At 68.5% G+C, this 25,615-nt stretch carries 22 protein-coding genes; 12 read left to right on the forward strand and 10 right to left on the reverse strand.

Going from position 1 to position 25,615, the window contains the following annotated elements; all coding sequences use genetic code 11:
- Window positions 1-112: 112 nt before the first annotated feature.
- The 4 genes from FE263_RS05815 (at window position 113) to FE263_RS05830 (ending at window position 6,189) form a co-directional block, all read left to right on the forward strand.
- A complete protein-coding gene (locus FE263_RS05815) occupies window positions 113-1,648 on the forward strand; it encodes a complex I subunit 4 family protein (protein WP_138325041.1) in 1,536 nt (511 codons plus the stop codon).
- Between the two features lie 2 nt (window positions 1,649-1,650).
- Window positions 1,651-3,009: a cytochrome P450 gene (locus FE263_RS05820; protein ID WP_240759262.1), complete on the forward strand. Its 1,359-nt coding sequence runs from the start codon at window positions 1,651-1,653 to the stop codon at window positions 3,007-3,009.
- 605 nt (window positions 3,010-3,614) lie between these two features.
- Entirely contained in the window at window positions 3,615-4,697 is a 1,083-nt protein-coding gene (locus FE263_RS05825) for an alkene reductase (RefSeq protein WP_138325043.1), read from the forward strand.
- A gap of 160 nt (window positions 4,698-4,857) precedes the next feature.
- Window positions 4,858-6,189 (forward strand): deoxyguanosinetriphosphate triphosphohydrolase, encoded by a 1,332-nt coding sequence (locus tag FE263_RS05830; protein WP_138325044.1) that lies wholly within the window; start codon window positions 4,858-4,860, stop codon window positions 6,187-6,189.
- 155 nt (window positions 6,190-6,344) lie between these two features.
- Here FE263_RS05830 and FE263_RS05835 read toward each other — a convergent pair whose 3' ends face one another.
- The 8 genes from FE263_RS05835 to parE form a co-directional block, all read right to left on the reverse strand.
- The gene (locus tag FE263_RS05835; protein ID WP_171033971.1) at window positions 6,345-7,526 is read right to left on the reverse strand and encodes an acyltransferase family protein; all 1,182 of its coding nucleotides are present in this window, start codon (window positions 7,524-7,526) and stop codon (window positions 6,345-6,347) included.
- Window positions 7,527-7,630: 104 nt separating this feature from the next.
- Window positions 7,631-10,123 (reverse strand): putative bifunctional diguanylate cyclase/phosphodiesterase, encoded by a 2,493-nt coding sequence (locus FE263_RS05840; protein ID WP_138325046.1) that lies wholly within the window; start codon window positions 10,121-10,123, stop codon window positions 7,631-7,633.
- Window positions 10,124-10,498 carry a cupredoxin domain-containing protein gene (locus FE263_RS05845; RefSeq protein ID WP_138325047.1) on the reverse strand — a complete coding sequence of 125 codons (375 nt, stop codon included), beginning with the start codon at window positions 10,496-10,498 and terminating at the stop codon, window positions 10,124-10,126.
- Window positions 10,485-10,904 carry a group I truncated hemoglobin gene (locus tag FE263_RS05850; protein ID WP_171033972.1) on the reverse strand — a complete coding sequence of 140 codons (420 nt, stop codon included), beginning with the start codon at window positions 10,902-10,904 and terminating at the stop codon, window positions 10,485-10,487. The genes FE263_RS05845 and FE263_RS05850 overlap by 14 nt, the downstream gene beginning before the upstream one ends.
- An 11-nt stretch (window positions 10,905-10,915) precedes the next feature.
- On the reverse strand, window positions 10,916-11,803 hold the full coding sequence (locus tag FE263_RS05855) for a DUF3034 family protein (RefSeq protein WP_205880283.1): 888 nt from the start codon (window positions 11,801-11,803) through the stop codon (window positions 10,916-10,918).
- Window positions 11,804-11,888: 85 nt separating this feature from the next.
- Window positions 11,889-12,176, reverse strand: coding sequence for a hypothetical protein (locus FE263_RS05860; RefSeq protein WP_138325049.1), 288 nt, complete (start codon window positions 12,174-12,176; stop codon window positions 11,889-11,891).
- Window positions 12,173-12,694, reverse strand: coding sequence for a hypothetical protein (locus FE263_RS05865; RefSeq protein ID WP_138325050.1), 522 nt, complete (start codon window positions 12,692-12,694; stop codon window positions 12,173-12,175). The genes FE263_RS05860 and FE263_RS05865 overlap by 4 nt, the downstream gene beginning before the upstream one ends.
- A gap of 54 nt (window positions 12,695-12,748) precedes the next feature.
- A complete protein-coding gene (gene parE, locus FE263_RS05870; RefSeq protein WP_138325051.1) occupies window positions 12,749-14,806 on the reverse strand; it encodes a DNA topoisomerase IV subunit B in 2,058 nt (685 codons plus the stop codon).
- Window positions 14,807-15,017: 211 nt separating this feature from the next.
- On the opposite strand from parE, the gene FE263_RS05875 reads away from it, so the two are divergent.
- The 5 genes from FE263_RS05875 to FE263_RS05895 all read left to right on the forward strand — a co-directional run bounded on the left by FE263_RS05875 (window position 15,018) and on the right by FE263_RS05895 (window position 22,368).
- Window positions 15,018-18,227: an efflux RND transporter permease subunit gene (locus tag FE263_RS05875; RefSeq protein ID WP_138325052.1), complete on the forward strand. Its 3,210-nt coding sequence runs from the start codon at window positions 15,018-15,020 to the stop codon at window positions 18,225-18,227.
- A complete protein-coding gene (locus tag FE263_RS05880) occupies window positions 18,227-19,468 on the forward strand; it encodes an efflux RND transporter periplasmic adaptor subunit (RefSeq protein WP_138325053.1) in 1,242 nt (413 codons plus the stop codon). The genes FE263_RS05875 and FE263_RS05880 overlap by 1 nt, the downstream gene beginning before the upstream one ends.
- An 86-nt stretch (window positions 19,469-19,554) precedes the next feature.
- Window positions 19,555-20,184 carry a hypothetical protein gene (locus tag FE263_RS05885; protein WP_138325054.1) on the forward strand — a complete coding sequence of 210 codons (630 nt, stop codon included), beginning with the start codon at window positions 19,555-19,557 and terminating at the stop codon, window positions 20,182-20,184.
- Window positions 20,181-21,464: an AAA family ATPase gene (locus tag FE263_RS05890; RefSeq protein ID WP_138325055.1), complete on the forward strand. Its 1,284-nt coding sequence runs from the start codon at window positions 20,181-20,183 to the stop codon at window positions 21,462-21,464. Before FE263_RS05885 ends, FE263_RS05890 begins: the two co-directional genes overlap by 4 nt.
- Before the next feature lie 10 nt (window positions 21,465-21,474).
- A complete protein-coding gene (locus FE263_RS05895; protein WP_138325056.1) occupies window positions 21,475-22,368 on the forward strand; it encodes a hypothetical protein in 894 nt (297 codons plus the stop codon).
- A 48-nt stretch (window positions 22,369-22,416) separates the two neighbouring features.
- Here the strand turns inward: FE263_RS05895 and FE263_RS05900 are convergent, their stop codons facing one another.
- Entirely contained in the window at window positions 22,417-22,938 is a 522-nt protein-coding gene (locus FE263_RS05900) for a hypothetical protein (RefSeq protein ID WP_138325650.1), read from the reverse strand.
- 357 nt (window positions 22,939-23,295) lie between these two features.
- Here FE263_RS05900 and FE263_RS05905 point away from each other — a divergent pair, with 357 nt between their 5' ends.
- The 3 genes from FE263_RS05905 (at window position 23,296) to FE263_RS05915 (ending at window position 24,581) form a co-directional block, all read left to right on the forward strand.
- A complete protein-coding gene (locus FE263_RS05905) occupies window positions 23,296-23,844 on the forward strand; it encodes a hypothetical protein (protein WP_138325057.1) in 549 nt (182 codons plus the stop codon).
- A 117-nt stretch (window positions 23,845-23,961) separates the two neighbouring features.
- Window positions 23,962-24,270 carry a putative quinol monooxygenase gene (locus FE263_RS05910; protein ID WP_138325058.1) on the forward strand — a complete coding sequence of 103 codons (309 nt, stop codon included), beginning with the start codon at window positions 23,962-23,964 and terminating at the stop codon, window positions 24,268-24,270.
- A gap of 125 nt (window positions 24,271-24,395) precedes the next feature.
- Entirely contained in the window at window positions 24,396-24,581 is a 186-nt protein-coding gene (locus tag FE263_RS05915) for an entericidin A/B family lipoprotein (RefSeq protein WP_138325059.1), read from the forward strand.
- Between the two features lie 53 nt (window positions 24,582-24,634).
- Here FE263_RS05915 and FE263_RS05920 read toward each other — a convergent pair whose 3' ends face one another.
- On the reverse strand, window positions 24,635-25,612 hold the full coding sequence (locus FE263_RS05920) for a fatty acid desaturase (protein ID WP_138325060.1): 978 nt from the start codon (window positions 25,610-25,612) through the stop codon (window positions 24,635-24,637).
- Between the last annotated feature and the right edge of the window lie 3 nt (window positions 25,613-25,615).

Genomic DNA, 25,615 nt, shown 5'->3' on the forward strand with positions numbered 1-25,615 from the left:
GGCCCCATAGAGCACCGGGCCTGAGCATCTTAGGAGGCGGCGGTGCGCTGTGCAGCAGGGCGCAAGCCGTCTAGGTTGCAGCCTGCCCATCCATGGTTGATCGAGAGCCACCTTGCATTTGCCGCTGCTGTCCCTGGTCACCTTCCTGCCCCTGCTGGGTGCCCTCGTGCTGCTGCTGGTGCGCGGCACGCCTGACGGTGCACCCAGGGCCAGTTCCGACACCGCGCGCTGGATCGCGCTGTGGACCAGCGTGGTGGTGTGGCTGCTCTCCGTGGTGCTGTGGCTGAGCTACGACCCGTCGGTTGCGGGGTTCCAGTTCCAGCAGCGGGTCGACTGGATGCCGGCGCTGGGCATCTCGTTCCATCTCGGCCTGGACGGTATCAGCCTGCTGTTCGTGCTGCTCGCCACCACGCTGACGCCGATCGCCATCCTCGCCTCCTGGCGCCTGATCGACAGCCGGGTGCGCGACTACATGCTGGCCATCCTGCTGCTCGAGACCACCCTGATCGGGGTGTTCGCCGCTCTCGATTTTGTCGTGTTCTACGTGTTCTACGAAGCGACCCTGATCCCGGCGAGCCTGCTGATCGGCGTCTGGGGCGGCCCCAAGCGGGTGTTCGCCTCGCTCAAGTTCTTCCTGTTCACCTTCGGCGGCTCGCTGTTCATGCTGATCGCGCTGATCGCGATGTGGCAGATCGCCGGCACCACCGACATCCCGACGCTGCTGGCTACGCATTTCACGCCGCACGCGCAGGGCTGGATGTTCCTCTGCCTGGTGCTTGCCTTCGGGGTGAAGCTGCCGATCTTCCCGCTGCATGGCTGGCTGTCGGACGCCTACGCGGAAGCCCCGGCGCCGGCCACCGCGCTGATCGCCGGCGTGCTGTCGAAGGCAGGCGCCTACGGCTTCCTGCGCTTCGCCATCTCGATGCTGCCGGATGCCTCGCACCGTGCAGCGCCCTGGATGATCGGCCTCGGCATCGTCGCGGTGATCTACGCCGCCGCGGTGGCGCTGGCGCAGACCGACATGAAGCGGATGATCGCCTACTCGTCGTTCTCGCACATGGGCCTGGTGCTGGTCGGGCTGTTCACCCTGAACGCGGCGGGGGTCGCCGGAGCGGTGTTCCAGATGCTCAGCCACGGCATCATCATCGCCGGCCTGTTCCTGGCGATCGCCATGCTGACCAGCCGGGTCGGCACCGGCGAGATCGCCGGCTTCGGCGGCGTCGCGCACCGGATGCCGCGGCTGGCGACGCTGGCGATGCTGTTCGCGATGGCCAATATCGGCCTGCCCGGCACCGGCGCCTTCGTCGGCGAGCTGCTGGTGATGATCGGCGCCATCCAGGTCGGCTTCTGGGTCGCGCTGCTGTCCGGCATGAGCATGATCCTGGGCGCGGTCTACATGCTGGTGTTGTATCGCCGGGTGATGTTCGGCGCCGCGAAGAGCGCGCTCGGGGTGCTGCGCGACCTGACCGGGCCGGAGCTGGCGGTGCTGGCGCCGCTTGCGCTGATCACGCTGTGGATGGGCATCTACCCATCCTCGTTCACCCGGGTGTTCGACCCCGGCGTGCGGGTGCTGGCGCAGATGGAGCATGACAGCCAGCACGCGCCGCAGCAGGCGATGCTGCCGGGCCTGTCGGAGGCGGCACGTTGAACATGGACGCGATCCGCGACGACATCCTTCCGGGTGCCCGGCTCAGGTCGGGGCGACGTTCGCAGCTCGAGGCGTTCCTGGTGCTGCGGCGCAATCCGCTGGAACTCTGGGGCCCGGACGCCTACCGCCACCTGGTGCTGCCGGGCCGGTTCCTCGGCCGCGAGCAGCTGCTGCTGAACGATCCGGCGGCGATCCGGCATGTCCTGCTTGGCAACCACGACAACTACCAGCGCAGCGCGCCGACCCGCAGGGTGCTGCGCCCGGTGCTGGGCGAGGGGCTGTTCCTGGCCGAGGGCGAGGCCTGGCGGCACCAGCGCCGGGTGATCGCACCGGCCCTGGCGCCACGCGTGATGCCGATCCTGGTGCGGCATATCCTGCGCGTCTGCGACGTGTTCGAGACCGAGCTTGCGACGCGGACCGGCCGCCCGGTCGAGATGCTGTCGGTGCTGCAGCGGCTCACGCTCGACATCGCCGGCCAGTCGATGTTCTCGCTGGAGATGGGCAGGTTCGGGCCGGACATGCGGGCGCTGATGCTGCGCTACGCGCTGAACTACGCCAAGGTCGGCGTGCTCGACCTGATGCTGCCGGGCCATGTGCGGTCGCCGCTGGATCGTGGCCGCGAGCAGTTCCGCGCCGACTGGCTGACGTTGATGGACCGCATCATCGAGTCACGGGACTCGGTTGCACGCGAGGATGACGCGCCGCGCGACCTGCTCGACCTGCTGCGTGCCGCCCGTGACCCGGAGACCGGCGAGGGCTTCAACCATGCGCAGCTCCGCGACGAGGTCAGCACCCTGATCCTGGCCGGGCACGAGACCACCGCGGTCTCCCTGTTCTGGGCCTGCTACATCGCAGCAAGGCTGCCGGAGCACCAGGAGCGCCTTGCCGCCGAGGCCGCATCCGCCGACCTGGAGGCGCCGGACGCGGTATCGCGGCTGCCGTTCACCCGCGCCTTCCTCGACGAGACGCTGCGGCTGTATCCGCCGGCCTACCTGATCGTGCGCGAAGCGCAGGCGGCGGACGAGATCGCCGGCCGCGCGGTCAAGCCCGGCACCATCGTCAGCATCTCGCCCTGGGTGCTGCACCGCCATCACGTCCACTGGCGCGACCCCGAGCGCTTCGATCCGCAGCGCTTCCTGCCCGGTGCGACGCCGCCGGACCGGATGGTCTACCTGCCGTTCGGCGCCGGTCCGCGCATCTGCGTCGGCGCGCAGTTCGCGCTCAGCGAGGGGGTGCTGGTGCTGGCCCGGCTGCTTCGCCGGTACCGCCTCGCGCTGATCGGCCAGCCCGATGTGCAGCCGCGTGGATTGATCACCACCCAGCCTGACCGTCGGGTGCCGTTCCTGCTGACGGCGCGCTGAAGCCGGGGAACCTTGATCTGGCCGCCCGGCGCAGACGAGCCGGCGGCTTGGGCTCCATGCACCACGTCGATCATCACACGTGGGCCGATCATCGCAGGTGGTCGGTCCAGGTCGTTGCGCCGCCCGCGCACGATCCCGTTGCAGAACAGCCAGTCGCCTGGGTGGAGCCGGACCCCGAAGCCCTCCGGCATGAAGACAGGCCCACCCGGCAGCTGCATCATGCGATCGACCGACGCGGCCCCATGGAGGGCGGCCGGATTTCGCCTGAACCGCGCCGGCAGCGACGCGTCCGAGCAGCTGTACACGATCCGGACGACGCACCCTCCAGCAGGCGTCCAGAAGCAATGAAGGCCCCGGGGGTCGCCCCCCGAGGCCTTCCATTGTCTGAAGGGTTGAGGCCGAACCGCTAGGTCAGGCCGCCATCTCGTTGGAAACAGCGAGGGCCCAGGTCGATCCGTGCGAAACCTTCGTCAAACAATGAGACACTGGATCACCTCCTTTCGGTTGTTGCTGGTTGAAGCGTAAGCAGACTGCCCCAAGCTTTTCAAGCGATTCGCGCGGCGACCCCGGTCATCGCCCGGATTTCCACTGCAGATGTGAACCAGATGCCCTCCTTGTTCGACCCGATCCGCCTTGGCGCCATCGAGCTGCCCAACCGCATCCTGATGGCGCCGCTGACCCGCGGCCGAGCCAGCGAGCGTCATGTGCCGACGCCGCGCATGGCCGAGTACTACGCGCAGCGCGCCAGCGCCGGGCTGATCATCAGCGAGGCGACCGGCATCTCGCAGGAGGGGCTCGGCTGGCCGTTCGCACCGGGCATCTGGTCCGGGGAGCAGGTCGAGGCCTGGCGTCCGGTCGTGCGCGCGGTGCACGAGGCCGGTGGCCGCATCGTCTGCCAGCTCTGGCACATGGGCCGGCTCGTGCATCCCGACTTCCTCGGCGGCGCACAACCGGTCTCATCGGCGGCGACCACCGCGCCGGGAGCGGCGCATACCTACAAGGGCAAGCAGCCTTATGGTGAGCCACGCGCGCTGCGGTCCGACGAGATCCCGCGCCTGCTGGAGGATTATCGTGTCGCGTCACGCAATGCGCTGGCGGCCGGCTTCGACGGCGTCGAGATCCATGCCGCCAATGGCTACCTGATCGACCAGTTCCTGCGCAGCAACCCCAACACCCGCACCGACGCCTATGGCGGCCCGGTTGCGAACCGGGTGCGGCTGCTGCGCGAGGTGACCGAGGCGGTGACCGGCGTGGTCGGCGCCGACCGCACCGGCGTGCGGCTGTCGCCGAACGAGCCGATCCAGGGCGTCGACGACAGCGATCCAGAGACGCTTTTCACCGAGGCCGCCGCCGAACTCGGTCGCTTCGGGCTGGCATTCCTGGAACTGCGCGAGCCCGGCCCGCACGGCAGCTTCGGCCGTGCCGCGCATCCGCCGGTGGCTCCCGCGATGCAGCGCGCGTTCGGTGGCCCGCTGGTGCTGAATGCCGACTACGACGGCGGGACCGGGCAGGCGGCGCTCGACGAGGGTCGCGCCGATGCGATCGCCTTCGGCCGCACCTTCCTGGCCAATCCCGACCTGCCGGCCCGCATCCGCCTGAAGGCGCCGCTCAACAAGGACGTGCAGGCGACCTGGTATAGCCAGGGCGACGAGGGCTACACCGACTACACGACGATGGACGCGCTGTAGGGTCTCGACCCGGGAGAGTCTCCGGCGGCCTGGGCGGGCGCCACCATACCGACGCGGCAGGCGCGGGGCTCTCTCGCCGCTTGTCCGGGTCTGCGCGGTGCGACACTGTACAGTCCGGGCAGGCAGGAGGGGAGTGTCGCATTATGGACGTGTCCCGTTGATGGACTGGCAGCGCCTGCTCGACGACAGCCGGCCCGCCAAGCCCGAGCGGGTTGGCGCCCGGCTGGGACGCTCGGAATTCCAGAAGGATCATGACCGGCTGATCTTCTCGGAGCCGTTCCGCATGCTCGGGCGCAAGACCCAGGTGCATCCGCTGCCGCGCAACGACAAGGTCCATAACCGCCTCACGCACAGCCTTGAGGTCTCCTGCGTCGGCCGCAGCCTGGGCGAGCTGGTCGGCCGCGAACTAGAGGCGCGTGGCGAACTGCCGCCGCGTGTGCAGACGGCCGATATCGGCGCCATCGTGCAGGCTGCCTGCCTTGCGCACGATATCGGCAATCCGCCCTTCGGCCACGCTGGCGAATATGCCATCCGCGACTGGTACAGCCGGCAGCCGGCCAGCTTCTTCGACGGCTTCAGCGCGCATTGCGTGCAGGACCTGTGCACCTTCGAGGGCAACGCGCAGGGCTTCCGCATGCTGACCAGCCTGCACGACATCGTCGGCATCCGGCTGACCAGCGCCACGCTGGCGACCTTCGTCAAATATCCCTGGTGCTCGACCGCGCCTGCCGCCGCCGCGCGGCACGGCAAGTACAGCTGCTACGAGAGCGAGTTCCGGCTGATGCGGGACATCTTCGACGCGATGGGGATCCCCGAGGTCGCGTCCGGCGTGTATGCAAGGCATCCGCTGGCCTATCTCGTCGAGGCAGCGGACGACATCTGCTACGCCATCGTCGATATCGAGGACGGCATGGAGATGGAGATCCTGCGGCCCGCCGAGGTGATCGCGGTGTTCACCGACCTGCTCGACGACGACCTGCGGGCCGAATTCCACGCCGGACGCACCGGACATGGCGAGCGCCAGCGCATACGCTGGCTGCGCGGCAAGGCGATCGACGGGTTGGTCGCCGAGTGCACCGCGATCTTCTTCGCGCAGTACGATGCGATCCTGGCCGGGGAGTTCGCCGGCACCCTGGTCGAGGCCGGCCCGGCCAGGCTGCGCGACGGCATTGCCCAGGCCAAGCAGCTCGCCCGCGACGAGATCTTCCGCCATTCCCGCAAGACCGAGGTGGAGATCGGCGCCTATTCGGCGGTCGCCACGCTGCTCGCCACCTGTTCCGAGGCAGCGCGCGAGCAGGTGGCGAGCAGCAGCCCGGCCTCGCTCTCCTATCGCTCCAACCGCATCCTGCAGTTGATGGAGGACCAGGCGCCGAGCCACGGCTTCGGCATCGAGGAGCACTACCGGCGGATCAACGACTTCGTCTCGGCGCTCACCGACAACCAGGTGACCAGGCTGGCGCAGTTCGCGCGCGGCAACCCGATCGACGGCTGAGCATCGTTCTGCGCGCCTGCTGACCGGCTGCTGATTCTTCCTGGCGATACCGTTGGCTTCGAAGGAGGGCGACAACGTCCAGCATGCTGCAGGCCGCACGCGCGGATCGGCCGCGCGGACGGTCCTTCCGGCGCCTGCCCGTCTCCCGGTGTAGATCAGGTCACCAGATTGGGTCGGGATGCGCGCGTCAGCCGGGTCGATGCCGGGGCGGGTGTCGCCTGGTGCCAGCGCGCTGCGAGCGTACGGCCGAGCGTGATGCCAGGCTGCTCGACATGGCGGTGCAGCAGGTCGGCGCCGAGCAGGGTCAGCGGCAGCCCGGCGATGGCCAGTGTCGCGACCGTCATCCAGTAGCCGAGATGCCAGGCCCCCGCCGCGCAGAGCAGCAGCTGCAGGATCGGGAAATGCAGCAGGTAGACGCAGTACGAACGCCGGCCGGCCCAGAGCGCGACCCGGCTGTCGAGGCCGGCATGCAGCAGCCGGAAGGCGATGCGGCTGAGCGGATCGATAGGGCTCTGCGTCGTCATGTACAGCACCAGCACGGCCCAGACGACGAGGTAGCCCTGGCCGGGAGCCAGGGTGTGCAGCGCTACCGCGAGCAGCAGCGGCAGCGAGAGCGGCAGGCTCCGGCGCGTGGGCACGCCGGGCAGGATCAGCCGGGTCGCGATGCCGAGCGCGAACGGCAAGGCGCTGGCCGGCAGCAGGCTCGGCATCAGGTATGGCCCCGGCACTCCCTTGCGGGCGAGCAGATAGAGGCCGAGGGCGATCGCGGTGACGAGAAGGGTGGTGTCGGGCCGGCGCAGCGCCAGCACAACCAGCGGCGCCAGCAGGTAGAACTGCCATTCCAGTGACAGGCTCCAGGCCGGCGTCAGCAGGGCGAGCTGGGCACGGAACAGCAGGTTGTCCGGAACCAGGCCGTGCAGCAGGCTCAGATGCAGCGCCAGGTGCAGCGGGAGGCCATTGCCGGCAAGGCTGGCACGGGCGCGCGCCATCGCCTGCGTGAACGGGATCGCCGCACCCCAGGGCTGCAGCGGCATGATGCGGTTCAGCAGCAGCGTGCTGACCAGTCCGAGCAACAGGCAGACGGCATAGACCGGATAGAGGCGGAGCAGGCGGCGCGCCAGGTAGAGCGGGTAGGGCTCGTGGCGCGCCAGGATCATGTGGGTGATCACGAAGCCGCTGATGACGATGAACACGCTGACCGCGCTGTCGCCGGCATGCACCAGTTGCCGGGTTGCCGGATGATGATCGGGGAGGGCGGTAAGACCCACCACATGCTCGACCAGCACCGCCAGCGCGAGCCAGGCGCGAACGCCCTCCAGACCCCGGAACCACGTCATCCGACACTGCGCCCGCATGTTAGATTTTCATTATAAATCTCAACTGCAGCGCTTGTCGCCCTGATTTATCAGGACTGCTCTGAATTTGGCGCGCCCGAGGCCGGCTAGACCGCCAGCCGGCTCGCAGGTTCCTCGTGCTGCCCGGGGAGTATCCCGATGCCGAGACGCTGCACCATGCCGGCGATCTCGCTGGCCGGGCGTGGCCGGCTGAACAAATAGCCCTGCAGCTCGTCGCAGCCTTCCCGCAGCAGCGCCTGGTGCTGCGCCGCGGTCTCGACCCCCTCGGCGTGGATGGCAATGCCGAGCGAGCGGCCCAGCCCTATCACCGCGCGGACGATCGCCAGGCAGTCGGCCTGCTCGGTCATGCCACGCACGAAGGACTGGTCGATCTTGATCTTGTCGAACGGGAAGCGGCGCAGGTAGCCCAGCGACGAGTAGCCGGTGCCGAAATCGTCCATCGCGATCCGCACGCCAAGGGCCCGTATGCGGTGCAGGATCGCCAGCACCGCGTCGTCGTCCTGCAGCAGCACGCTCTCGGTGATCTCCAGCTCGAGCCGGCTTGCCGGCAGGCCGCACGCCTGCAGCGCCTCGGCAACCTCGGCGGCCAGGCCCGGCCGGAACTGCAGCGGCGAAAGGTTGACCGCGACCTTCAGGTTCGACGGCCACGATGCCGCATCGGCGCAGGCCCGCTGCATCGCCCATCGGCCGATCGCCGAGATCAGGCCGACCTCCTCGGCGAGCGGGATGAATTCGGTCGGGCTGATCAGTCCGCGCTCCGGATGGTTCCAGCGCAGCAGCGCCTCGAAGCCGGACAGCCCGGCGCCACTCTCCATCAGCGGCTGGTAGTACAGCTCGAACTGCCCGGTCCTGACCGCAAGGCGCAGATCCTGCTCGAGCCGGCGGCGCGCCTGCATGCGGGTATCCATCTCGCGGGCGAAGAACTGGAAGTTGCCGCGTCCGTCCGCCTTGGCGCGATACAGCGCGAGGTCGGCGCCCTTGAGCAGCGTCTGCGGATCCGGCAGCCAGTTCATGCCCTGGCCGCCGTCGGACAGGCTGCTGTCGCTGGAGAGCGCGATGCCGACGCTGCAGCCGATCGCGATCTGGTGCTGCTCGACCTCGAACGGCTGCGACAGCGTCTCGATCGCCCGTTGCGCCAGCATCGTGACTTCCTGCGGCTGCTCCATGATCCTGGGCGCCAGCAGGGCCGGTCCCTTGAGCTCCTGCCCGCGCGAGACCTGGATGATCGCGAACTCGTCGCCTCCAAGCCGTACGACCAGATCCTCCTCGCGCACGCAGCCGCGCAGCCGCGCCGCGACCAGCTTGAGCAGCCCGTCGCCGATGCCGTGCCCGAGCGTGTCGTTGACCAGCTTGAAGCGGTCGAGATCGAGGCACAGCACGGCCACACCATCCATCGGGCCAAGACCCGCCAGCGCCTCGCGCAGATGCTCCTCGAACATCAGCCGGTTCGGCAGGCCGGTCAGCAGGTCATGCCGCGCCATGTGGGCCAGACGCAGCTCGGTAGCCCGCCGCTCGCTGACATCCTCGTAGGTGGCCACCCAGCCGCCACCGGCGATCGGATGCTGGGACACTGCCAGATGGCGGCCATCGGCGAGTTCGCAGGAGAATACCTCCAGCTTGCCCTCGCGCGCGTTGTCGATCAGGGCGTCCAGCCCGGCGGCGCGCAGTACCTGGTCGCACGTCCCGCCTAGCACGGGTTCGCCGAACATCTCGGCGAAGCGCGCATTCGCCACGCTCAGGGTGCCGTCGGCGGCGAACAGGCACAGGCCCTGGTTCATGTTGGCGAGCGCGGCCTGCATCTGCGCGTGCTGGGCGGCGATCTCGCCGGCATGGCTCGCCCGCTGCTGGTCCATCAGCGCCTGGATGCGCCGCATGCCGGACGCGATGCTCGCCTGCATCGCCGACAGTGCCCGCAACAGGCTGGCGGTCTCGTCCCGTCCGGTCGCCTCGATCGGATTGTCCAGCCGCCCGCCTGCGATGGCTTCCGCGATACGCACAGCGCGCCACAGCGGCGGGACGATCAGCCGGGTGATGAGGACGGTGATCGCCAGCGCCGCAGCGAGGCTCAGGGCCAACGCCGTCCAGGTCTGCCGTCGCTGCGAGGCCACCATACGGCCGGCGTTGCGGCGATAGCTGAAGCCGTCGCCGGCAAAGGTCTCGACCAGGTGGTCGAAGGCCTTCCCCACCTGCACGGCGCCGGCAGGATCCTGGGCGAGGCGCGGCAACAGGCGGTCGATGCGAAGGCGTAGCGCCCCGGCCTCCTGGCGACCGGCAGGCGACATCGCACGCGCCTGCACGACGTCGAGATCGTCCAGCACTTCCTGGGCGATCTCCGTCACCCCGCGTCCGCCGGCAGCCGTGGCCGCGGCACTCGTTCCGGCGGCGGCGTGGCCAGCCGTCAGTGCGGCGAAGTCGAGCTGCGCCTCGCGCAGGTAGCTCACCGACATGAAGGCGTTGTCGTAGATGTCGAAGGCGACGGTGCCCAGCCGACGCTCGGCACGCTCGGCGAAGATGCCGAGCAGGGCGGTCAGCAGGGTCAGCGCCAGGCAGCCCGACAGTATCTTGGCGCGGATCGGCATCTACTTGACGTCCACCTGCAGGTGCATCTTGGGATGGATGCGGCACTGCACGTCGAACTGGCCAGGGTGCGGGAACGCCACCCTCAGGGTGTGGCCGGGCGGCTGCTCCTCCGACTCGTAGGACATCGCCGGCGCGTCCACGAAGACCTGGTGGTCGAAATCGTCCTGGTTATCGAACCGGATCGTGCCGCCCGCCGGGATCTGCACAGTCCGCCGGTCGAAGGCCCGGTTCCGCTGCGTCACCACGACCTCCCCCGGCTGGACCGCCGCCGCCGGTGGTGGCGCCGGCGGTCCGGCGGCCCAGCCATGCCGGACGGTGGCTGCGAGCAGCAGCAGCGGGCCCCATTGCCGCAGCAGGCGCCTAGCGCGTGACAATGTCGCGCTCCATCGGCGCCAGCCGTGCAAGCAGGCGGTTCTGCAGGCGGAACGGCAGCCCGGCCTCGTCCATGCCGTCCTGCAGGTCCTCGACAACCGCGTTGAAGCGCGCCTGGTCGATATGCAGGCCGCGGTGCGACGCGGCCATCGATCGACCCCGGTACCGGCACGGCCCGTCCGTCACGTGGCAGATGAAGGTCTCGAAGCGCGGCTGCAGCCAGGCCTGGTTGACGTTGTCGAAATCGTCGTGCAGCCGCGGGTCGGTGAAGTAGCGCCTCAGGGTCGCGTCGACGATGCGGTGTATGCCGGCGCTGCCGCCGAGCTGCTCGTAGAGCGAGCCGTCGCAGCGGCCCGGCACAGCCCCCGCGATGCCGAGGATGGCTGCAGTCAGCAGCAGGTGACGCATGCACGTCGCCATCAGAATCCGGCCTGCAGGGAGATGTAGTAGCCCTTCTGGTCGCCCTGCCGCGCAATCGCGCCGAGATCGACGTAGGCCAGCGTCGCCGAGAGGTGCTTGTTGAGAAAGAAGGCGCCGAACAGGTCGTAGGCGTCGCCCTCGTGCGCGAAGGCCAGGTTGTCCGGCCTGGTGCGGAATTCGGCGCCGATCGCGAGCCGGCGGGTCAGCAGCAGCGCTGCGGACCCCTCGAACTCGGCGCTGTAGCCATCGTCGCGGTCGCCGCCGAAACCGAGGATGCCGAACTGGTTGGCCTTGGTGGCACGTACGGTTGCGTTCACCAGCAGGCTCTGCGCCAGGAACAGCTTGGTGGCGGCCACGTAGAAATCGACGCCGTCGGGACTGCCTGCGCCGATCGCCTTGAGCACCGCGTGGCTATCGGCGGCCTTGAACTGGGTGCCGACCGAGATCTCCGGCAGCCACGTATCCTGGTCGTAGACCGCGTTTCCGAGCAGCCGCAGCTTGGCGCCGGCGACGTCGAGGTTGAACTGGTAGCCGCGGCCCAGCCCCAGCCTGCCACCGGCGGCCGAGGTGTCGAACCAGTCATGCGCATAGGAGAGCTCGAGCCGGTCGTACAGCCCGACGCTGGCGCCAACCGAGCCCAGGCCGAAATCCGACAGTCCGACGAAGGTGCCGTGCATGTTGGCGCCGATGGCGTCGCGGGAGCCGTAGCCGGTGATCAGCGCCCAAGTGGCGAGGCCGCCACCGCCGGCGCCCTCGACCTCGCTGACGCCCGAGGTCGCCAGCAGCCTCGCGCTATCCTGGGCCCGCGCAGCACCGCCGAGCGCCAGAACCGCCAGGCTGTACGCTACGATCATGCCCGGCCGGGGCCGGGCATGGAAAACCTCCATCGACGCACCCAAAGCAACATGAGCAAGTATGAATGTTGCATTAGAAAATCGTTACACTCAAGAATTAAGTCGGTTCGTGTTCAGGTCAGACGACCGAGCCCGCACCGGGATGGGTGATGCCGGCCAGCGTGATCGACGTCCCGTCCGAGAGGCCGAGAACGGTATTGCCGCCAGCCACGGTCACCGTCGCCGGCGCGGCATAGCCATACAGTGCGATGGTGTCCGTCCCGGTCTTGAAGCCGGAGATGACGTCGTGCCCGCCGGCATCTCCGTCGACGACGTCGTAGAGGTCGACGCCGGCGCCGCCGAACACCGCGGCGGTGCCCGACTGCAGGATGGTGGTGTCGTTTCCGTTGCCGAGCTGGGCGGTCATCGTTCCGGTGCCGCTCCAGACGGTATCGTTGCCGGCACCGCCCGAGACCGTCGAGGTCCCGCTGCCGCCGATGAAGTCAGGGCTGCGTCGCCCGTCAGGGTCAGCCCCGCATCGACCGTCTGGGCCGGTCCGGTGCTGCCGACGGTCGGGGTCATCGCCGGCGTATCGATGCCGAGCGTCGGTGCGCTGTCGGCGCCACCGCTGTTGGTGAATGCAATGTCGGTGGAGGCCGAGGTTTCGTTGCCGCTGGTGCCGGTGCCGTCGTTCGTTCCGAACCCCAGCGAGCCCCCGACATAGGTGGCGGCCTCGGTGTATGTGCCTGCCTCGGACACCGCGACGATGCTGTCGACCTCGATCGGGCTGCCGGAGAGGTCGTAGGTCACGCTGTAGGTGCCGAAACCGGGCCCAAGGTGACAGTGATCGTCATTGCATTCCCAGTCTTTTAACCGGGAGCTTGATGCCTGAATAATCGTTGCAGAATCAATCAGATTCTGCGCGATGCTGATACGGAGTGGCACCTCGATCAGGCTCGTGTGTCGATCCCTGCGTTGGGGGCGCAGCCCGGCAGTCCGCTACACGTCCAGCAGCTCGACCCCGCGCGCGTGGTCCTGGATGAACTGGAAGCGCAGCTCCGGCCGCCGGCCCATCAGGCTCTCGACCATGGTGCTGGTTTCGGCGCGGTCCTCCGGGGCGGCCACTACCTTGAGCAGGGTGCGCCGCGCCGGGTCCATCGTGGTGGCCTTGAGGTCGGCGGGTGGCATCTCGCCCAGGCCCTTGAAGCGGCTGACCTCGACCTTGGCATTCGGCTTGAACGACGACTTCAGCTTGCGCTCGCGGTCGCGGTCATCCATCGCGTAGATCGTCTTCGCCCCCTGGGTGAGCCGGTACAGTGGCGGCTGCGCCAGGTACAGGTGGCCGCCACGGATCAGCTCCGGCAACTCGCGGTAGAAGAAGGTCATCAGCAGAGAGGCGATGTGCGCCCCGTCCACGTCGGCGTCGGTCATGATGATGACCCGGCCGTAGCGCAGGCGGGCCATCTCGGCGCGCTCGCCGACGCCGCAGCCGAGCGCCTCAACCAGGTCGCGCAGCTCCTGGTTCTGGCGCAGCTTCTCGGTGGAGGCGCTCGCGACATTGAGGATCTTGCCGCGCAACGGCAGCACCGCCTGGGTCTCGCGGTTGCGCGCCTGCTTGGCCGAGCCGCCGGCGCTGTCGCCCTCGACCAGGAAGATCTCGGTCTCGGCGGCGTTCTCACGGGTGCAGTCGGTGAGCTTGCCGGGCAGGCGCAGCCGCCTGGTCGCCGATTTGCGCGGCGTGTCCTTCATCTCGCGCCGGCGCAGCCGCTCCTCGGCGCGCTCGATGATGAAGGCGAGCAGGTTGTCGGCCTGCGCCGGATGGCCGGACAGCCAGTGGTCGAAGCGATCGCGCAGCGCGGTCTCGACCAGCCTCGTCGCTTCGGCGCTGGTCAGCTTCTCCTTGGTCTGGCCCTGGAAGTGCGGCTCGCGGATGAACACCGAGAGCTTGGCGGCGACCGAGCCGAGCAGGTCCTCGGCCGTCACCTGCTGCGCGCGCTTGTTGTGGCGGTGCTCGCCCCAATTGCGCAGGCCGCGCAGCAGGGCGTTGCGGAAGCCGGTCTCGTGGGTGCCGCCCTGCGGCGTCGGGATGGTGTTGCAGAACGAGGCGAGCGCCGCCTCGCCGCTCTCCAGCCAGGCGATCGCCCATTCCAGCCGGCCGGTCGACTTGCCGTCCGGTGCAGCGGGCAGGGCGGCCTCGCCGGACCACAGCTCGGCCAGCAGGCGGGCCGGCTCGCCCAGTTCGTCTCGCAGGCTGTCGGCGAGGCCGCCGGGGAAATGCAGCAGTGCCTCTTCCGGCACGTCGCTGCTGGCGCCCTTCAGCAGTGCGGCGTCGCAGCGCCATTGCAGGGTGACGCCGCGGAACAGGAACGCCTTCGAACGGCACAGCCGATACAAGGTCTTCGGATTGAACTGCAGCGGTCCGAAGATCTGCTCGTCCGGGAGGAAGCGGATCTGGGTGCCGCGCCGGTTCTGGGTGGCGCCGACCTTCTCCAGTCGCCCGAGCGGCCGGCCGCGCTCGTAGGCCTGTCGCCAGACCGCCCGGTCACGCGCCACCTCGACCTCGAGGGACGAGGACAGCGCATTGACCACCGAGGAGCCGACGCCATGCAGGCCGCCGGAGGTCTCGTACGCCTTGCCGGAGAACTTGCCGCCGGAATGCAGCGTGGTGAAGATCACCTCGAGCGCCGACAGCTCCTTGAACTTGGGGTGCCGGTCGACCGGGATGCCGCGTCCGTTGTCGCGTACCGTGACCCTTCCGTCGGCCTCCAGGGTGAACTCGATCAGGCTGGCATGTCCCGCCACCGCCTCGTCCATGGCGTTGTCGAGGATCTCGGCGGCCAGGTGGTGCAGGGCGGTCTCGTCGGTACCGCCGATGTACATGCCGGGCCGGCGCCGCACCGGCTCGAGTCCCTCCAGCACCTCGATGTCGCGTGCATCGTAGCCGCCGTTCGAGGCCGCCGGGGAAGCGCCCTTGCCCGACGCCCTGGAAGCCTTCGACGCGCCTGGGGCGGGTCGCGAGGCAGCGCCTGCGGTCTTGCGTGGAAACAGGTCGTTCATGCTGTGTTCTTGCTTTGCCAGGGGCCCGATGGTCAAGCAGTTGCTGTCCAAGGCCCCGGATCGCCCCGCCCTGTCAATGCGGGCGTGACAGGACCGTCAGCAGCGCCTCCGTATCGATTCGATACATGCCAGGACCCTGGGATCGTCCGACTGCCCGAACCATTTTGTCCGACCAGCGCTCTGTCATCGGTCCGCCGGAGATCCCTGCCTCGTGAAGCTGGTCATGTTCGCCCTGAAATACCGGGTGACCTTCTATGTGATGTCGATCCTGATCCTGCTGGCCGGTGGCGGCGCCGCCGTGCTGATGCCGAAGGACGTGCTGCCGTCCGTCAATATCCCGGTGGTCAGCATCATCTGGACCTATACCGGGCTCGACACGCCGGACATGCAGAACCAGGTCACCAGCTATTCCGAGCTGGCGCTGAGCAACAACGTCACCGGCATCCAGGACATGGAGAGCACGACCCTGCAGGGCACCACCCTGACCAAGGTCTATTTCCAGCCCGGCACCGATATCAGCCTGGCGCTCACCCAGGTCACCGCGGCGATGAACTCGATCCGTGGCCAGCTGCCGAACGGCATCCAGCCGCCGATCATCCTGCAATTCTCGGCGTCCTCCGTGCCGGTGATCCAGATCGCGGCAACCTCCGAGGTCGAGAGCCAGGCCGACGTCTACAACTACATGCGCTTCCGGCTGCGATCGACGCTGCAGACGACGCCGGGTTCGACCCTGCCGCCGCCATATGGCGGCGTGCCGCAGCAGGTGCAGATCGACATCGACCCGCACGCGCTGGCCGCCCGCGGCATGACCCCGATGGATGTGGTGACCGCGATCAACGCGCAGAGCCTGACGCTGCCGTCGGGCCTCGCCAAGTTCGGCTCCACCCAGTTCATCGTGCGGATGAACACGCTGCCGAACGTTCTCGACCGGCTGAACTCGATGCCGCTGAAGGTGGTCAACGGCACGCCGATCTTGCTGCGCGATGTCGGCTACGCCCGCGCCGGCGGTCCGCCGCAGCAGAACATGGTGCATGTGAACGGCGCGCTGGGACTACTGCTGCCGGTACTGAAGAACGGCACCAGCTCGACGCTGAACGTGGTGAACGCGGTCAAGTCGATGATGCCTAGCATCCTGGCCTCGGCGCCGAAGGACATCCACATCGTCTCGCTTTTCGACCAGTCGGTGTTCGTCTCCGATGCGATCAGCGAGGTGGTGCAGGAGGGCTGCATCGCCGCCGCCCTGACCGGGCTGATGATCTTGCTGTTCCTCGGCTCCTGGCGCGCCACCCTGGTGATACTGGTGTCGATCCCGCTCGCCATCCTGACCTCGCTCGCGGTGTGCGCGGCCATCGGCGAGACCATGAACGTGATGACCCTGGGCGGCCTCGCGCTCGCCGTCGGCATCCTGGTCGACGACGCGACGGTGGCGATCGAGAACACCTACCGGGTGCTGGAAAGCGGCAAGGGATTCCGCGAGAGCGTGGTGGAGGGCGGCGCCAGCATCGCCAAGCCGACGCTGATTTCGACGCTGTCGATCTGCTCGGCCTTCGTCTCGGTGCTGTTCCTGGTTGGCGCCCCGAAATACATCTTCACCCCGCAGGCGCTCGCGGTGGTGTTCGCCATGCTCGCCTCATACCTGCTCTCGCGCACGCTGGTGCCGATCCTGATCGACGTGCTGGTCGCACCCGAGCACGGACGCAAAGAGGAGGCGAAGCGGGACGCCGGTGACGGGAGCGATAAGGAGGGGAAGAAGCCCGGCCTGTTCGCCCGCATCCATGGCGGCTTCGAGCGGCGCTTCGACCGCTTCCACAAGGGCTATGCCGCACTGCTCGAAATCGCGCTGCGGCGCCGGCTGGCGACCGGCCTGATCGCGGGCTGCGTGCTGCTGCTCGGCGGCTGCCTGTTCCCGTTCATCGGCCAGGACTACTTCCCGCAGATCAATTCCGGCCAGATCGCGCTGCATGTGCGGGCGCGTCCTGGCCTGCGAATCGAGGATACCGCCAAGCTGTTCGCCGGCACCGAGCAGGCCATCCGGGATGTCGCCGGCAAGAACAACGTGGCCGTCGTGGTCGACAATATCGGCCTGCCGTCGCTGAACTATAATCTTGCCTTCGACGACGGCACCTTCGTCGCCTATTATGATGGCCAGATCCTGGCGACGCTGAAGAACGGCGTGTCCGCGGTAGCGGTGACGCGAACGCTGCGGCAGGAGCTGCGCCGCCGCTATCCGGACGCGCTGTTCTACTTCCAGCCGGCCGACATGATTACCCAGATCCTGGATTTCGGGGTGCCCTCCCAGATCGACGTGCAGGTGCACGGCCGGCACCAGATCGCCGACCTCGCCTCGGCAAAGCGCATCGCGCGCAAGCTCGCGACGCTGCCCGGGCTGGTCGACGTGCATATCCAGCAGATCACCGACGCACCCGAGTTCTTCGCCGACATCGACCGCCAGCGCGCCTCCGAACTCGGCCTGACCGAGCAGGATGTCGCCAATCAGGTCAACATCACCCTGTCCGGCTCGTTCCAGGTAGCTCCGAACTTCTGGACCGATCCGAAGACAGGCATCCCGTGGCAGCTCTGGGTGCAGGCGCCGGAATACCGGCAATCGACCCTTGATGCGGTCGAGGCGCTGCCGATCCAGTCCAGTTCCAGCAACAACACCCAGGTCGCGCAGCAGGTCAGCCTGATGACCAACGTCGCCACCTTCCACCGACAGACCGAGCAGTCGGTGTTGAGCCACGTGAACACGGAGCCGAGCTACGACGTCTATGCGGCGGTGCAGGACCGCGATCTCGGCAGCGCGGCAGCCGCCATCCGCCATGTGGTGGCGGACGAGCAGCACCATCTCAAGCCGCCCGACCGCATCCTGATACGCGGCCAGATCCAGAGCATGGACAGCGCCTTCTCGCACATCGAGATCGGGCTGCTTGTGGCGGTGATCGCGGTCTACCTGCTGATGGTGCTGAACTACCAGGACTGGGGCGATCCGTTCGTGGTTCTGTGCGCGCTGCCGCTGGTGTTCTGCGGCATCATCCTCAGCCTGTTCATCACCCACACCACCTTCTCGATCGCCTCCATGATGGGCGCCATCATGAGCGTCGGCGTGGCATCGGCGAACTCGATCCTGCTGGTGACGTTCGCCCGCGAGCACCGCATCGAGACCGGCTGCTCGGCCGCCGAGGCGGCGCAGATGGCCGGCGAAACCCGGTTGCGGCCGGTGCTGATGACTGCGGGCGCGATGGTGGTCGGCCTGATCCCGATGGCACTCGATCTCGGCCAGGGCGGTGAGCAGAATGCAGCCCTCGCCCGTGCGGTGATCGGCGGCATCTCCGTCGGCACCGTCTCGACATTGCTGTTCGTGCCGTTCCTCTACACGCTGCTGCGTTCCAAGCCCGTCCGCGATCCGGAGGACTACATCTGATGCGTCCCGTGCAGGCTCTCTGGGTAGCGGTGCCGCTGGCGCTGCTGATCGGCTGGGGCGGTTTCAACCACTGGCAGCAGTCGCGCGCCGCCGACGACACCCAGCACGCCGAGGTCAATTTCGTTCCCGACGTGCATGTCGCGGTGGCGAAACGCACGGTGAACAACCACCCGATCAACCTGCCCGGGCAGACCGTCGCCTATGACTCCGCCGACCTCTATGCGCGGGCGACCGGCTACATCGCCGAACGGCGGGTCGATATCGGTAGCAAGGTGCACAAGGGCGACCTGCTGCTGCGTATCGCGGCACCCGACCTCGATGCGCAGCTCGCCCAGGCGCGTGCCCAGCTTGGCCAGCTCGAGGCGGCGCTGCTCCAGGCGCAGGCCTCGCTCGACCAGGCGCAGTCCAACACCAAGCTCGCCAAGCTGAACAAGTACCGCGCCACCACGCTCGCCAGCCAGGGCTGGGACACGCGGCAGAACGCCGACACCCAGACCACCAACACCGACGTGTCGGTGAAGAGCGTCGCCAGTGCGCAGGCTGGCATCGGGGTGGCGGCCGCCAACATCCGTGCCCAGCAGGCGACCATCGACCGGCTGGTGTCGCTCACCGGCTTCGAGCGGGTGGTGGCGCCGTTCGACGGCGTGATCACCACACGACAGGTCGATATCGGCGACCTTGTGCAGAGCGACTCCAGTTCCGGAACCCCGCTGCTGCATATCGACCGCGACGATGTCCTGCGCTGCCAGGTCTATGTTCCGCAGAGCCAGTTTCCCGGCATGCATGACGGGGTGAAGGCCGAGATCAGGGTGCCGGAGCTGCCGAACCAGGTGTTCACCGGCACCATCACCCGCACCTCCATGTCGCTGGCGCAGAACTCGCGCTCGCTGCTGGTCGAGGTCGACATCCCCAACCCGGACGGGATGCTGACCGCCGGCCTCTTCGTGAACATGATGTTCCATCTCGAGCGGCCGGAAGCGGTGGTGATGATCCCGGACTCCGCGCTGATCTTCGACAGCTCCAGCCTTCGGGTCGCGGTGCTGCAGGATGATGGCACCGTCAAGCTGACGCCGATCAGCCTGACACGCGATCTCGGCGAGGAGGCCGAGGTGGTGCACGGGCTCGGGGGAGGCGAGAAGCTGGTGATCAACCCCCCATCGGAACTGGAGGACGGCCAGAAGGTGCATGTCTTGCAGAACAAGGGTGGCAAGCAGGGCGAGACGCGGACGGCGTCCGGCTGAGCACGACTACAGCCTCCTCTGTAAGAAGCGGTAACCGCGGAGCCGTGGCCGTTGCGGTGCCTGGGCTGCTTTGCGATCATCCCGGCATGGCGAAACCGGATGTGCCCGATCTGCAAGCCGCCAGGATGCGGAGCCTGCCGCCGAGCCCGATGCCCGAGCAGGCTTCGGGTGGCGGCCAGCGCTTTCTCTATGGATTGCTGGCGCTGATCGTGGTGGCGGGCGTCACGCTGCGCTTCGAGCCGCAGATCGCCGCGCTGGCGCCTGGGCTCGGGCTCGGACCGGCCGGCGCCACCTCGCAGGTGCAGGATCCGAACGGCCCCAACGCCATCCACGGACTGGTCGAGGCGCAGGCGCTGCCGGCGTCCGACATGCAGGCGGCGGTTGTCGCGCTCGGCCTGCCGGCGGTGCAGCAGGACGCGTTGATCCAGGCAGCGCAGCGCCGGCGGCTGCGGCTGGTGCGTCTGCCGCTGTTCGATATCGGCGGCGGCTCGACGGTGCAGGTGACCGCCGGTGGCCTGACCCAGACGGTGGCGCTGGGCCATGCGCCGGTGCTGGTGACGCTGCCGATCGATCGCGCCGGGATCGTCTCGTTGCAGCCGGTCGGCGCCTCGGCGCGCAGCGACGTGCACATGGGAGCGGTGACCGCCACCGGCCCGCTGGAACTGGAGCCGGTCGGGCCAGGCCAGGCGCTCAACATCGGGGTGGTGGTGCAATGAAGGGCCTGCTGCCTGCGGCAACCCGGCTGATGCCGTTGATGATGCTGGCGTTCCTGACGCTGGCGACGGTGCAGATCGCCATGCAGCTGCACCTGTCGCCGGGTGCTATGCTGGCCTGGCTGGGACGGATCGGCTGGTTCTACACCGGCATCGCGGCGTCGACGTGGACGCTGGTGCTGGCAGGGCTGGTGTATGAGTGGCGCCTCGGCGACCGGCCGCGCAGCCTCAGGGCGCAGGCGGATGCGGCGAACGGCAAGCGGCAGGGGTGGATCATGGATGTCCTGGCACGGCTGACCAATCGCGAGGCGCTCGAGCAGCTGCTGTCGAAGCAGGAGAAGGCCACCTTCATCGATGCCTCGGCACTGACCGAGACGCTGCGGGCGCAGGTGATCGGGCAGGACCAGGTCTGCGAGGACATCGCCTCCACCCTGCGCCGCCGGCTCGCCCTGCAGACGCGCGGCAAGCCGGTCGGCGTGTTCCTGCTGGCGGGTCCGCCCGGCACCGGCAAGACCTACCTCAGCAAGCGGCTGGCGCTGGCGCTGAACCGCAAGCTGCTGCATTTCGACATGACCCAGTTCAGCAGCCCGCACGCGGCGACGCAGCTGTTCGGCTCGCCGAAGGGCTATGTCGGCTCCGACAGCTACGGCAAGCTGACCGGTGGCCTGAAGGAGACGCCGGACAGCGTGGTGCTGCTCGACGAGATCGAGAAGGCGCACCCCGACGTCTTCAAGAAGTTCCTCAGCGCCTGGAACGACGGCCATGTGAGCGAGGCCTCGAACGGCGCCCAGGTCTCGACCACGCGGGCGATCTTCATGCTGACGTCCAACATCGCCACCGACGTGCTGAGCGAGATCGCGATCCGCCACGCAGGCGACGCGGAAGCCCTGCGCGGCGCCTCGGTGGTCGCACTCCGCCAGGCGGGCTTCGCACCCGAGGTGCTGAACCGCATCGACCGCATCTTCGTGTTCCGCTCGCTGGAGGGCCTCGACGTGGCGCGGGTCGCGGCCCTTGAGATGGAGGCGATGATCGCCGGCTACGGGCTGGACATCGCACCGGGCGGCATCGACGCCGAGCTGCTGTTCGAGGTGATGCAGAAGCAGGCGCGGCTCGGCGACGGCGCCAGTGCGCGCGACCTGGTGCGCTCTATCGAGGAGATGGTCAGCGACGGGCTGATCGAGGCGCGCCAGCAGGGCGCTACGCGGGTCAAGCTGGTGCAGGGCGTGGACGGGGTGCAGGCGGTCGGCGCCGACCTGCGCGCGCCGGCCGAGCGGCTGGGCTGAGCGGACCCGGGTGTCCGCATTCGGGCGGCTCTGGCGACGCGCGCCGTCCTGGCGGCTGGCCCTGTTCGCGGCGGTCGGCAGCACGGCGCTGGCGGCGATGTTCCCGCCCGCGATGCCGGCCCGGCTGAGCGCAGCCTGGTCCGGCGCGGTGGCCGGTGCGGCGTCGAAGGCGCAGACCGCCCGGCTGTTCGGCGTGCCGCTGTTGCATCCGCATGCCGGCGCTGCTGCCGGCCAGTCCGGGGCCTTGCCGCATTTCGCCCCGCCTCCCGACACGCCGGCGCCGGACTATGCGACCCTGGCCGCACCGCCGCTCGGTCCGCCCCGGCATGGCACCATCCAGTTTGCCGGGCGACAGGTGCCGTTGCCGGCGGGTGACTGGATCGAACTCATGGTGGTGCGCGACGGCGGTCCGCATCCGCTCCAATCCACCGTGCTCGGACGCACCGGCGGCGGTCAGATCACCGGCCTGCTCAGCCTGACGGCGCCGCCGCCGATCGTCGCCCCCGATGACGGGACGCGTCCGAGCGGCGCATGCTACGACCCGGCTGCACTTGCCAGCCAGCAGAGCGATCCCGGGGCTGCGTCGGCGGCGCACGAATGCTGGGTGATGCGGCCGCTGCGCACGAGCGAGATCACCGAGGGGAAAGGCCCGTTCATCATCCAGCGCCGGGCGATCGAGCGTCTCCAGGCGATGGATGTGACGGTGCCGCAATCCCTTGTCGAGCTGCGCTGGTTCCGCGCCGATGCCAGCGGCTGGATGGGCGCAACCCTGCTGGTGCGTCCACAGGCGGATGGCGGTAGCAAGGCAGAAGCGAACTGGATGCAGCGCTGGTCGCGCCTGCTGCGTCGTGGCTACGACAGCGCGACGCCCGCGGCCGTTCCGGCCGATCCCACCGCCGGCTGACCCGCACCGCCGGGGACGGCGACACAGGCCGGCTTCATGCGCCGGGTATCAGGCGCTGTGGCGGGAGCGGCCGCGGCGTATGTGGCGCTCGCGGACCGGGTGTTCGGCGACCGGCGCCGCGCAGGTGTCGTAGGTCGCCGGCTGAACGATGTCCTTGGCCTCCGCATACCCGCCGAGGTCGGCCGGGTTGTCGAGAGCCTGCACCTCGTCGAACATGCTGACCCGCTGGAGGCAGAACGAGGTTCCGGCGGCAAGGCCGCGCTCGGACTGCACGTTGGCGAGTTGGGTGATGTAGTCGTCATGCTCGCGCTGCGCCGAGCGGCCGTAGGAGGTCTCGAAGTAGCGGCGCAGCGCATCCTCCTCGTTGTTCAGGGCCGGCTTGAACTTGGCGACGAACGCGTTGTAGCGGTCCTGCTCGCCGCAGGAGAGCGCGGTCACCATCAGCTCGCTCTTCAGGCCCTGGACATCGAATGCCTCGCGTGCCGGCGACATGCCGCACTGCGTCGCGGCCAGCGCCGACCGGCTTTGGAGCACCGGCGCTGCCAGCAGCGCCCAGGCGGACAGGCCCATCACGAGGCGGGTGATCGGGCGGCGGCGGCCAATGCTTGGGGACATTCGGGTATTCCAGACCTGGGCGGGGTGTCGCGATATCACAGTATACTAGCGGCCATCCGGCGCCGCCAGCGAGCGACAGGCCCGCCACTCGTGCCGAGGGCACACGATGCAGAATTACAACTGCCCCGCTGCGGTGCCCGCCGACCGCGGCACGTTGCGCGAGCAAATCGACAGCGTCCCCTGCCGCCGGCGCGTGCAAAGGCTTCCGCCGGCGCATCGCTTGATCTACACGGACCCGTCAATCTGCCCGTCCCGAATCGCCCAGGCTCACCGCATGGGTGCCGGGCGGCCAGCCATGAGCGGAGCTGCCGAGTGCGTGTGCGTGTCGTCCTTGCGAGTCTCACGACGGCCGGGCTGCTGGCTGGCTGCGTGCAGAAGCCGCCTCCGCCGGAAGCGGTCGCGCCCAATCCGTTCGGCTACCTCAAGCGCTCGGCCGCCTGCAGCATCGGCCCGGTGACCGGCGCCGGCGGCGATCGCAGCGTCGCCATCAAGGCACGCAGCGACGACGGCCTGTGCGACGTGGCGATCGACCAGCCTGGCGGCGGTGGCTCGTATGCCTCGTTCGTGCTCGGCACCCTGCCGGCGCACGGCAAGGCCTTCATCTACAACTTCAACAACAAGACCTACGTGACCTACACGGCGGAGACCGCCTATGCCGGCCCGGACCGGTTCGTGGTGAGCCTGGTGCCGGGGGGTGGCAAGCCCCGCTCCGCCCTCGTGGTGGACGTGACGGACGACGCGACCGGCGTGGCGCTGCCGCCGCCACCGGCGCCCGCGGCACCGCCGCTGGTCGAGCATGCCAGGAGCAGGCATCGCCCGCTGCATCACCACCACGTGGTCAGGCCGAAGACCACCGATTGAGGAACCCCGGCTTCGTCCGTCCATGAACGACAAGCCGCAGCATGATCGATCGGATCATGCTGCAGGGAACGACAACCAGCGCATGATCGAACGGATCATGCTGCAGGAGGCTTCGCCATGATCCAGGTCCTCGCCATCATCACTGCCCACCCCGGCCAGCGCGACCGGCTGCTGTCTGCGTTCCGCGCCAACATGCCCGCGGTGCACGCCGAGGATGGCTGCATCGAATACAGCCCCGTGATCGATGCGGCCGATGCCGGTCCGATGCAGACCCCGATCGGCGCCGACAGCTTCATCGTGGTCGAGAAGTGGGCCAGCCTGGATGCGCTGCGGGCGCATGCGGCGTCGCCCCACATGGTGGCCTACGGCGCCCAGACGAAGGCGATCGTCGCCAGCCGGGTGATCCACGTGCTGGCTCCGGCCTGACACCGACGCCGGATGGCGCAAAAGCAACAGATCCGCTTTTGCGCCACACTCGTGGCTTCGGATGGAAACCGGCAGTTTCCCGCGACGTTTTGTATCCGTGTCGTAATCAACCGGAGCAAATTCGTATGAACTGCAAGAAATCAAGCCTGCTCGCCGCTGCTGCGCTGAGCCTGGGTCTGCTTGGGCTGACTGCCTGCAACACCATCTCCGGTGCCGGCAAGGATGTCAGCGCGGCCGGCCATGACGTGACCCACGTCACCGACCAGACCCAGGACAAGGTCACCGGCAGCACCGGCGCCGCCAAGCAGTAGCCTGCGGCGCTCGACACCCGGAGACCTTATGGGCTCCGGGTGTCGGGTACGTTTCAGCGTGCCTGCCTGGGCCGGGCGCCGCCCGTGGGCCCGGTGGCGGGATGCGGTGCCTCGTGGTGCTTGCGCAGCAGGAACCTCCGCGCAACGTCCAAATAGCCGTTGTAAAGCAGGCCACCATTGAGCCTTACAAGACGTTCGCGACGCGAGCGATAGAACGCCGGGATCCGGTACCAGGCAAGCGCGGGCCGCAGATGATGCACCACGTGCAGGTTGTTGTGCAGGAACAGCAGCCCCATCACCGGAGTGTTCTCGACGATGGCGGTGCGATGGCGATGCTCCTCCGCTGCGCGATGCTCGGCGAACGATCGCACGAGAGCCAGCGCGTAACCCGGATAGACGAAGCAGGCGATGTAGCGCAGCGGTGACATGTGGCAGGCGAGATGCAGCCACAGCAGGATGCAGGCGACTGCCGCCAGGTGCGGCAACCAGATCCGCAGGGTCAACCCGGGACGGTCACGCAGCGCCACTCCCTCGGCGGCGAGGAAGCCGACGATCCCCCGCGCCGGGCCGACCAGCACCCTGCCAGCCAGGGTATTGCAGACCGCAAGCAGGGCCCGGCCGGGGCGGCCGCGGCGCAGATAATCCCCGCTGGTGACGTAGTAGCTCTCCGGATCGTCGATCGGGTCGGTGAGGTTGGCGTCGCGGTGATGACCGAGATGATCGTCCCGATAGCGCGCATAGGGCAGCCACAGGCTCAACGGCACGAACCCGATCAGGTCGTTGAGCCAGGTCCAGCGGGTCGGATGGCCGTGCAGCACCTCGTGCTGCAGCGACATGTGCCAGGCGGTGAGCCAAGCGCCGGCCGGCAACAGCAGCCACCAGGGCAACGCCCCCTGCATCGCCGTCAGCGCCAGCCAGCCGCCATAGATCACGGCGGCAAGCGCAACCGTCGGCCATTCCACACGGCTCGGCACGGCTTTAACCCTGGAACCTCCGGGGACGATGGCACGACTGACGATGGACAGGCTCATGAT

This window comes from Lichenicoccus roseus, from assembly GCF_005844085.1.
GTDB lineage: Bacteria > Pseudomonadota > Alphaproteobacteria > Acetobacterales > Acetobacteraceae > Lichenicoccus > Lichenicoccus roseus.

Excerpts from the sequence above, each read along its gene's own strand:
- FE263_RS05820 (WP_240759262.1), top strand. The coding sequence starts at position 1,651 with ATGGACGCGATCCGCGACGACATCCTTCCGGGTGCCCGGCTCAGGTCG.
- FE263_RS05825 (WP_138325043.1), top strand. The coding sequence starts at position 3,615 with ATGCCCTCCTTGTTCGACCCGATCCGCCTTGGCGCCATCGAGCTGCCC.
- FE263_RS05830 (WP_138325044.1), top strand. The coding sequence starts at position 4,858 with ATGGACTGGCAGCGCCTGCTCGACGACAGCCGGCCCGCCAAGCCCGAG.
- FE263_RS05835 (WP_171033971.1), bottom strand. The coding sequence starts at position 7,526 with ATGACGTGGTTCCGGGGTCTGGAGGGCGTTCGCGCCTGGCTCGCGCTG.
- FE263_RS05840 (WP_138325046.1), bottom strand. The coding sequence starts at position 10,123 with ATGCCGATCCGCGCCAAGATACTGTCGGGCTGCCTGGCGCTGACCCTG.
- FE263_RS05850 (WP_171033972.1), bottom strand. The coding sequence starts at position 10,904 with ATGCGTCACCTGCTGCTGACTGCAGCCATCCTCGGCATCGCGGGGGCT.
- FE263_RS05855 (WP_205880283.1), bottom strand. The coding sequence starts at position 11,803 with ATGGAGGTTTTCCATGCCCGGCCCCGGCCGGGCATGATCGTAGCGTAC.
- FE263_RS05860 (WP_138325049.1), bottom strand. The coding sequence starts at position 12,176 with ATGACCGCCCAGCTCGGCAACGGAAACGACACCACCATCCTGCAGTCG.
- parE (WP_138325051.1), bottom strand. The coding sequence starts at position 14,806 with ATGAACGACCTGTTTCCACGCAAGACCGCAGGCGCTGCCTCGCGACCC.
- FE263_RS05880 (WP_138325053.1), top strand. The coding sequence starts at position 18,227 with ATGCGTCCCGTGCAGGCTCTCTGGGTAGCGGTGCCGCTGGCGCTGCTG.
- FE263_RS05885 (WP_138325054.1), top strand. The coding sequence starts at position 19,555 with ATGGCGAAACCGGATGTGCCCGATCTGCAAGCCGCCAGGATGCGGAGC.
- FE263_RS05890 (WP_138325055.1), top strand. The coding sequence starts at position 20,181 with ATGAAGGGCCTGCTGCCTGCGGCAACCCGGCTGATGCCGTTGATGATG.
- FE263_RS05900 (WP_138325650.1), bottom strand. The coding sequence starts at position 22,938 with ATGGGCCTGTCCGCCTGGGCGCTGCTGGCAGCGCCGGTGCTCCAAAGC.
- FE263_RS05910 (WP_138325058.1), top strand. The coding sequence starts at position 23,962 with ATGATCCAGGTCCTCGCCATCATCACTGCCCACCCCGGCCAGCGCGAC.
- FE263_RS05915 (WP_138325059.1), top strand. The coding sequence starts at position 24,396 with ATGAACTGCAAGAAATCAAGCCTGCTCGCCGCTGCTGCGCTGAGCCTG.
- FE263_RS05920 (WP_138325060.1), bottom strand. The coding sequence starts at position 25,612 with ATGAGCCTGTCCATCGTCAGTCGTGCCATCGTCCCCGGAGGTTCCAGG.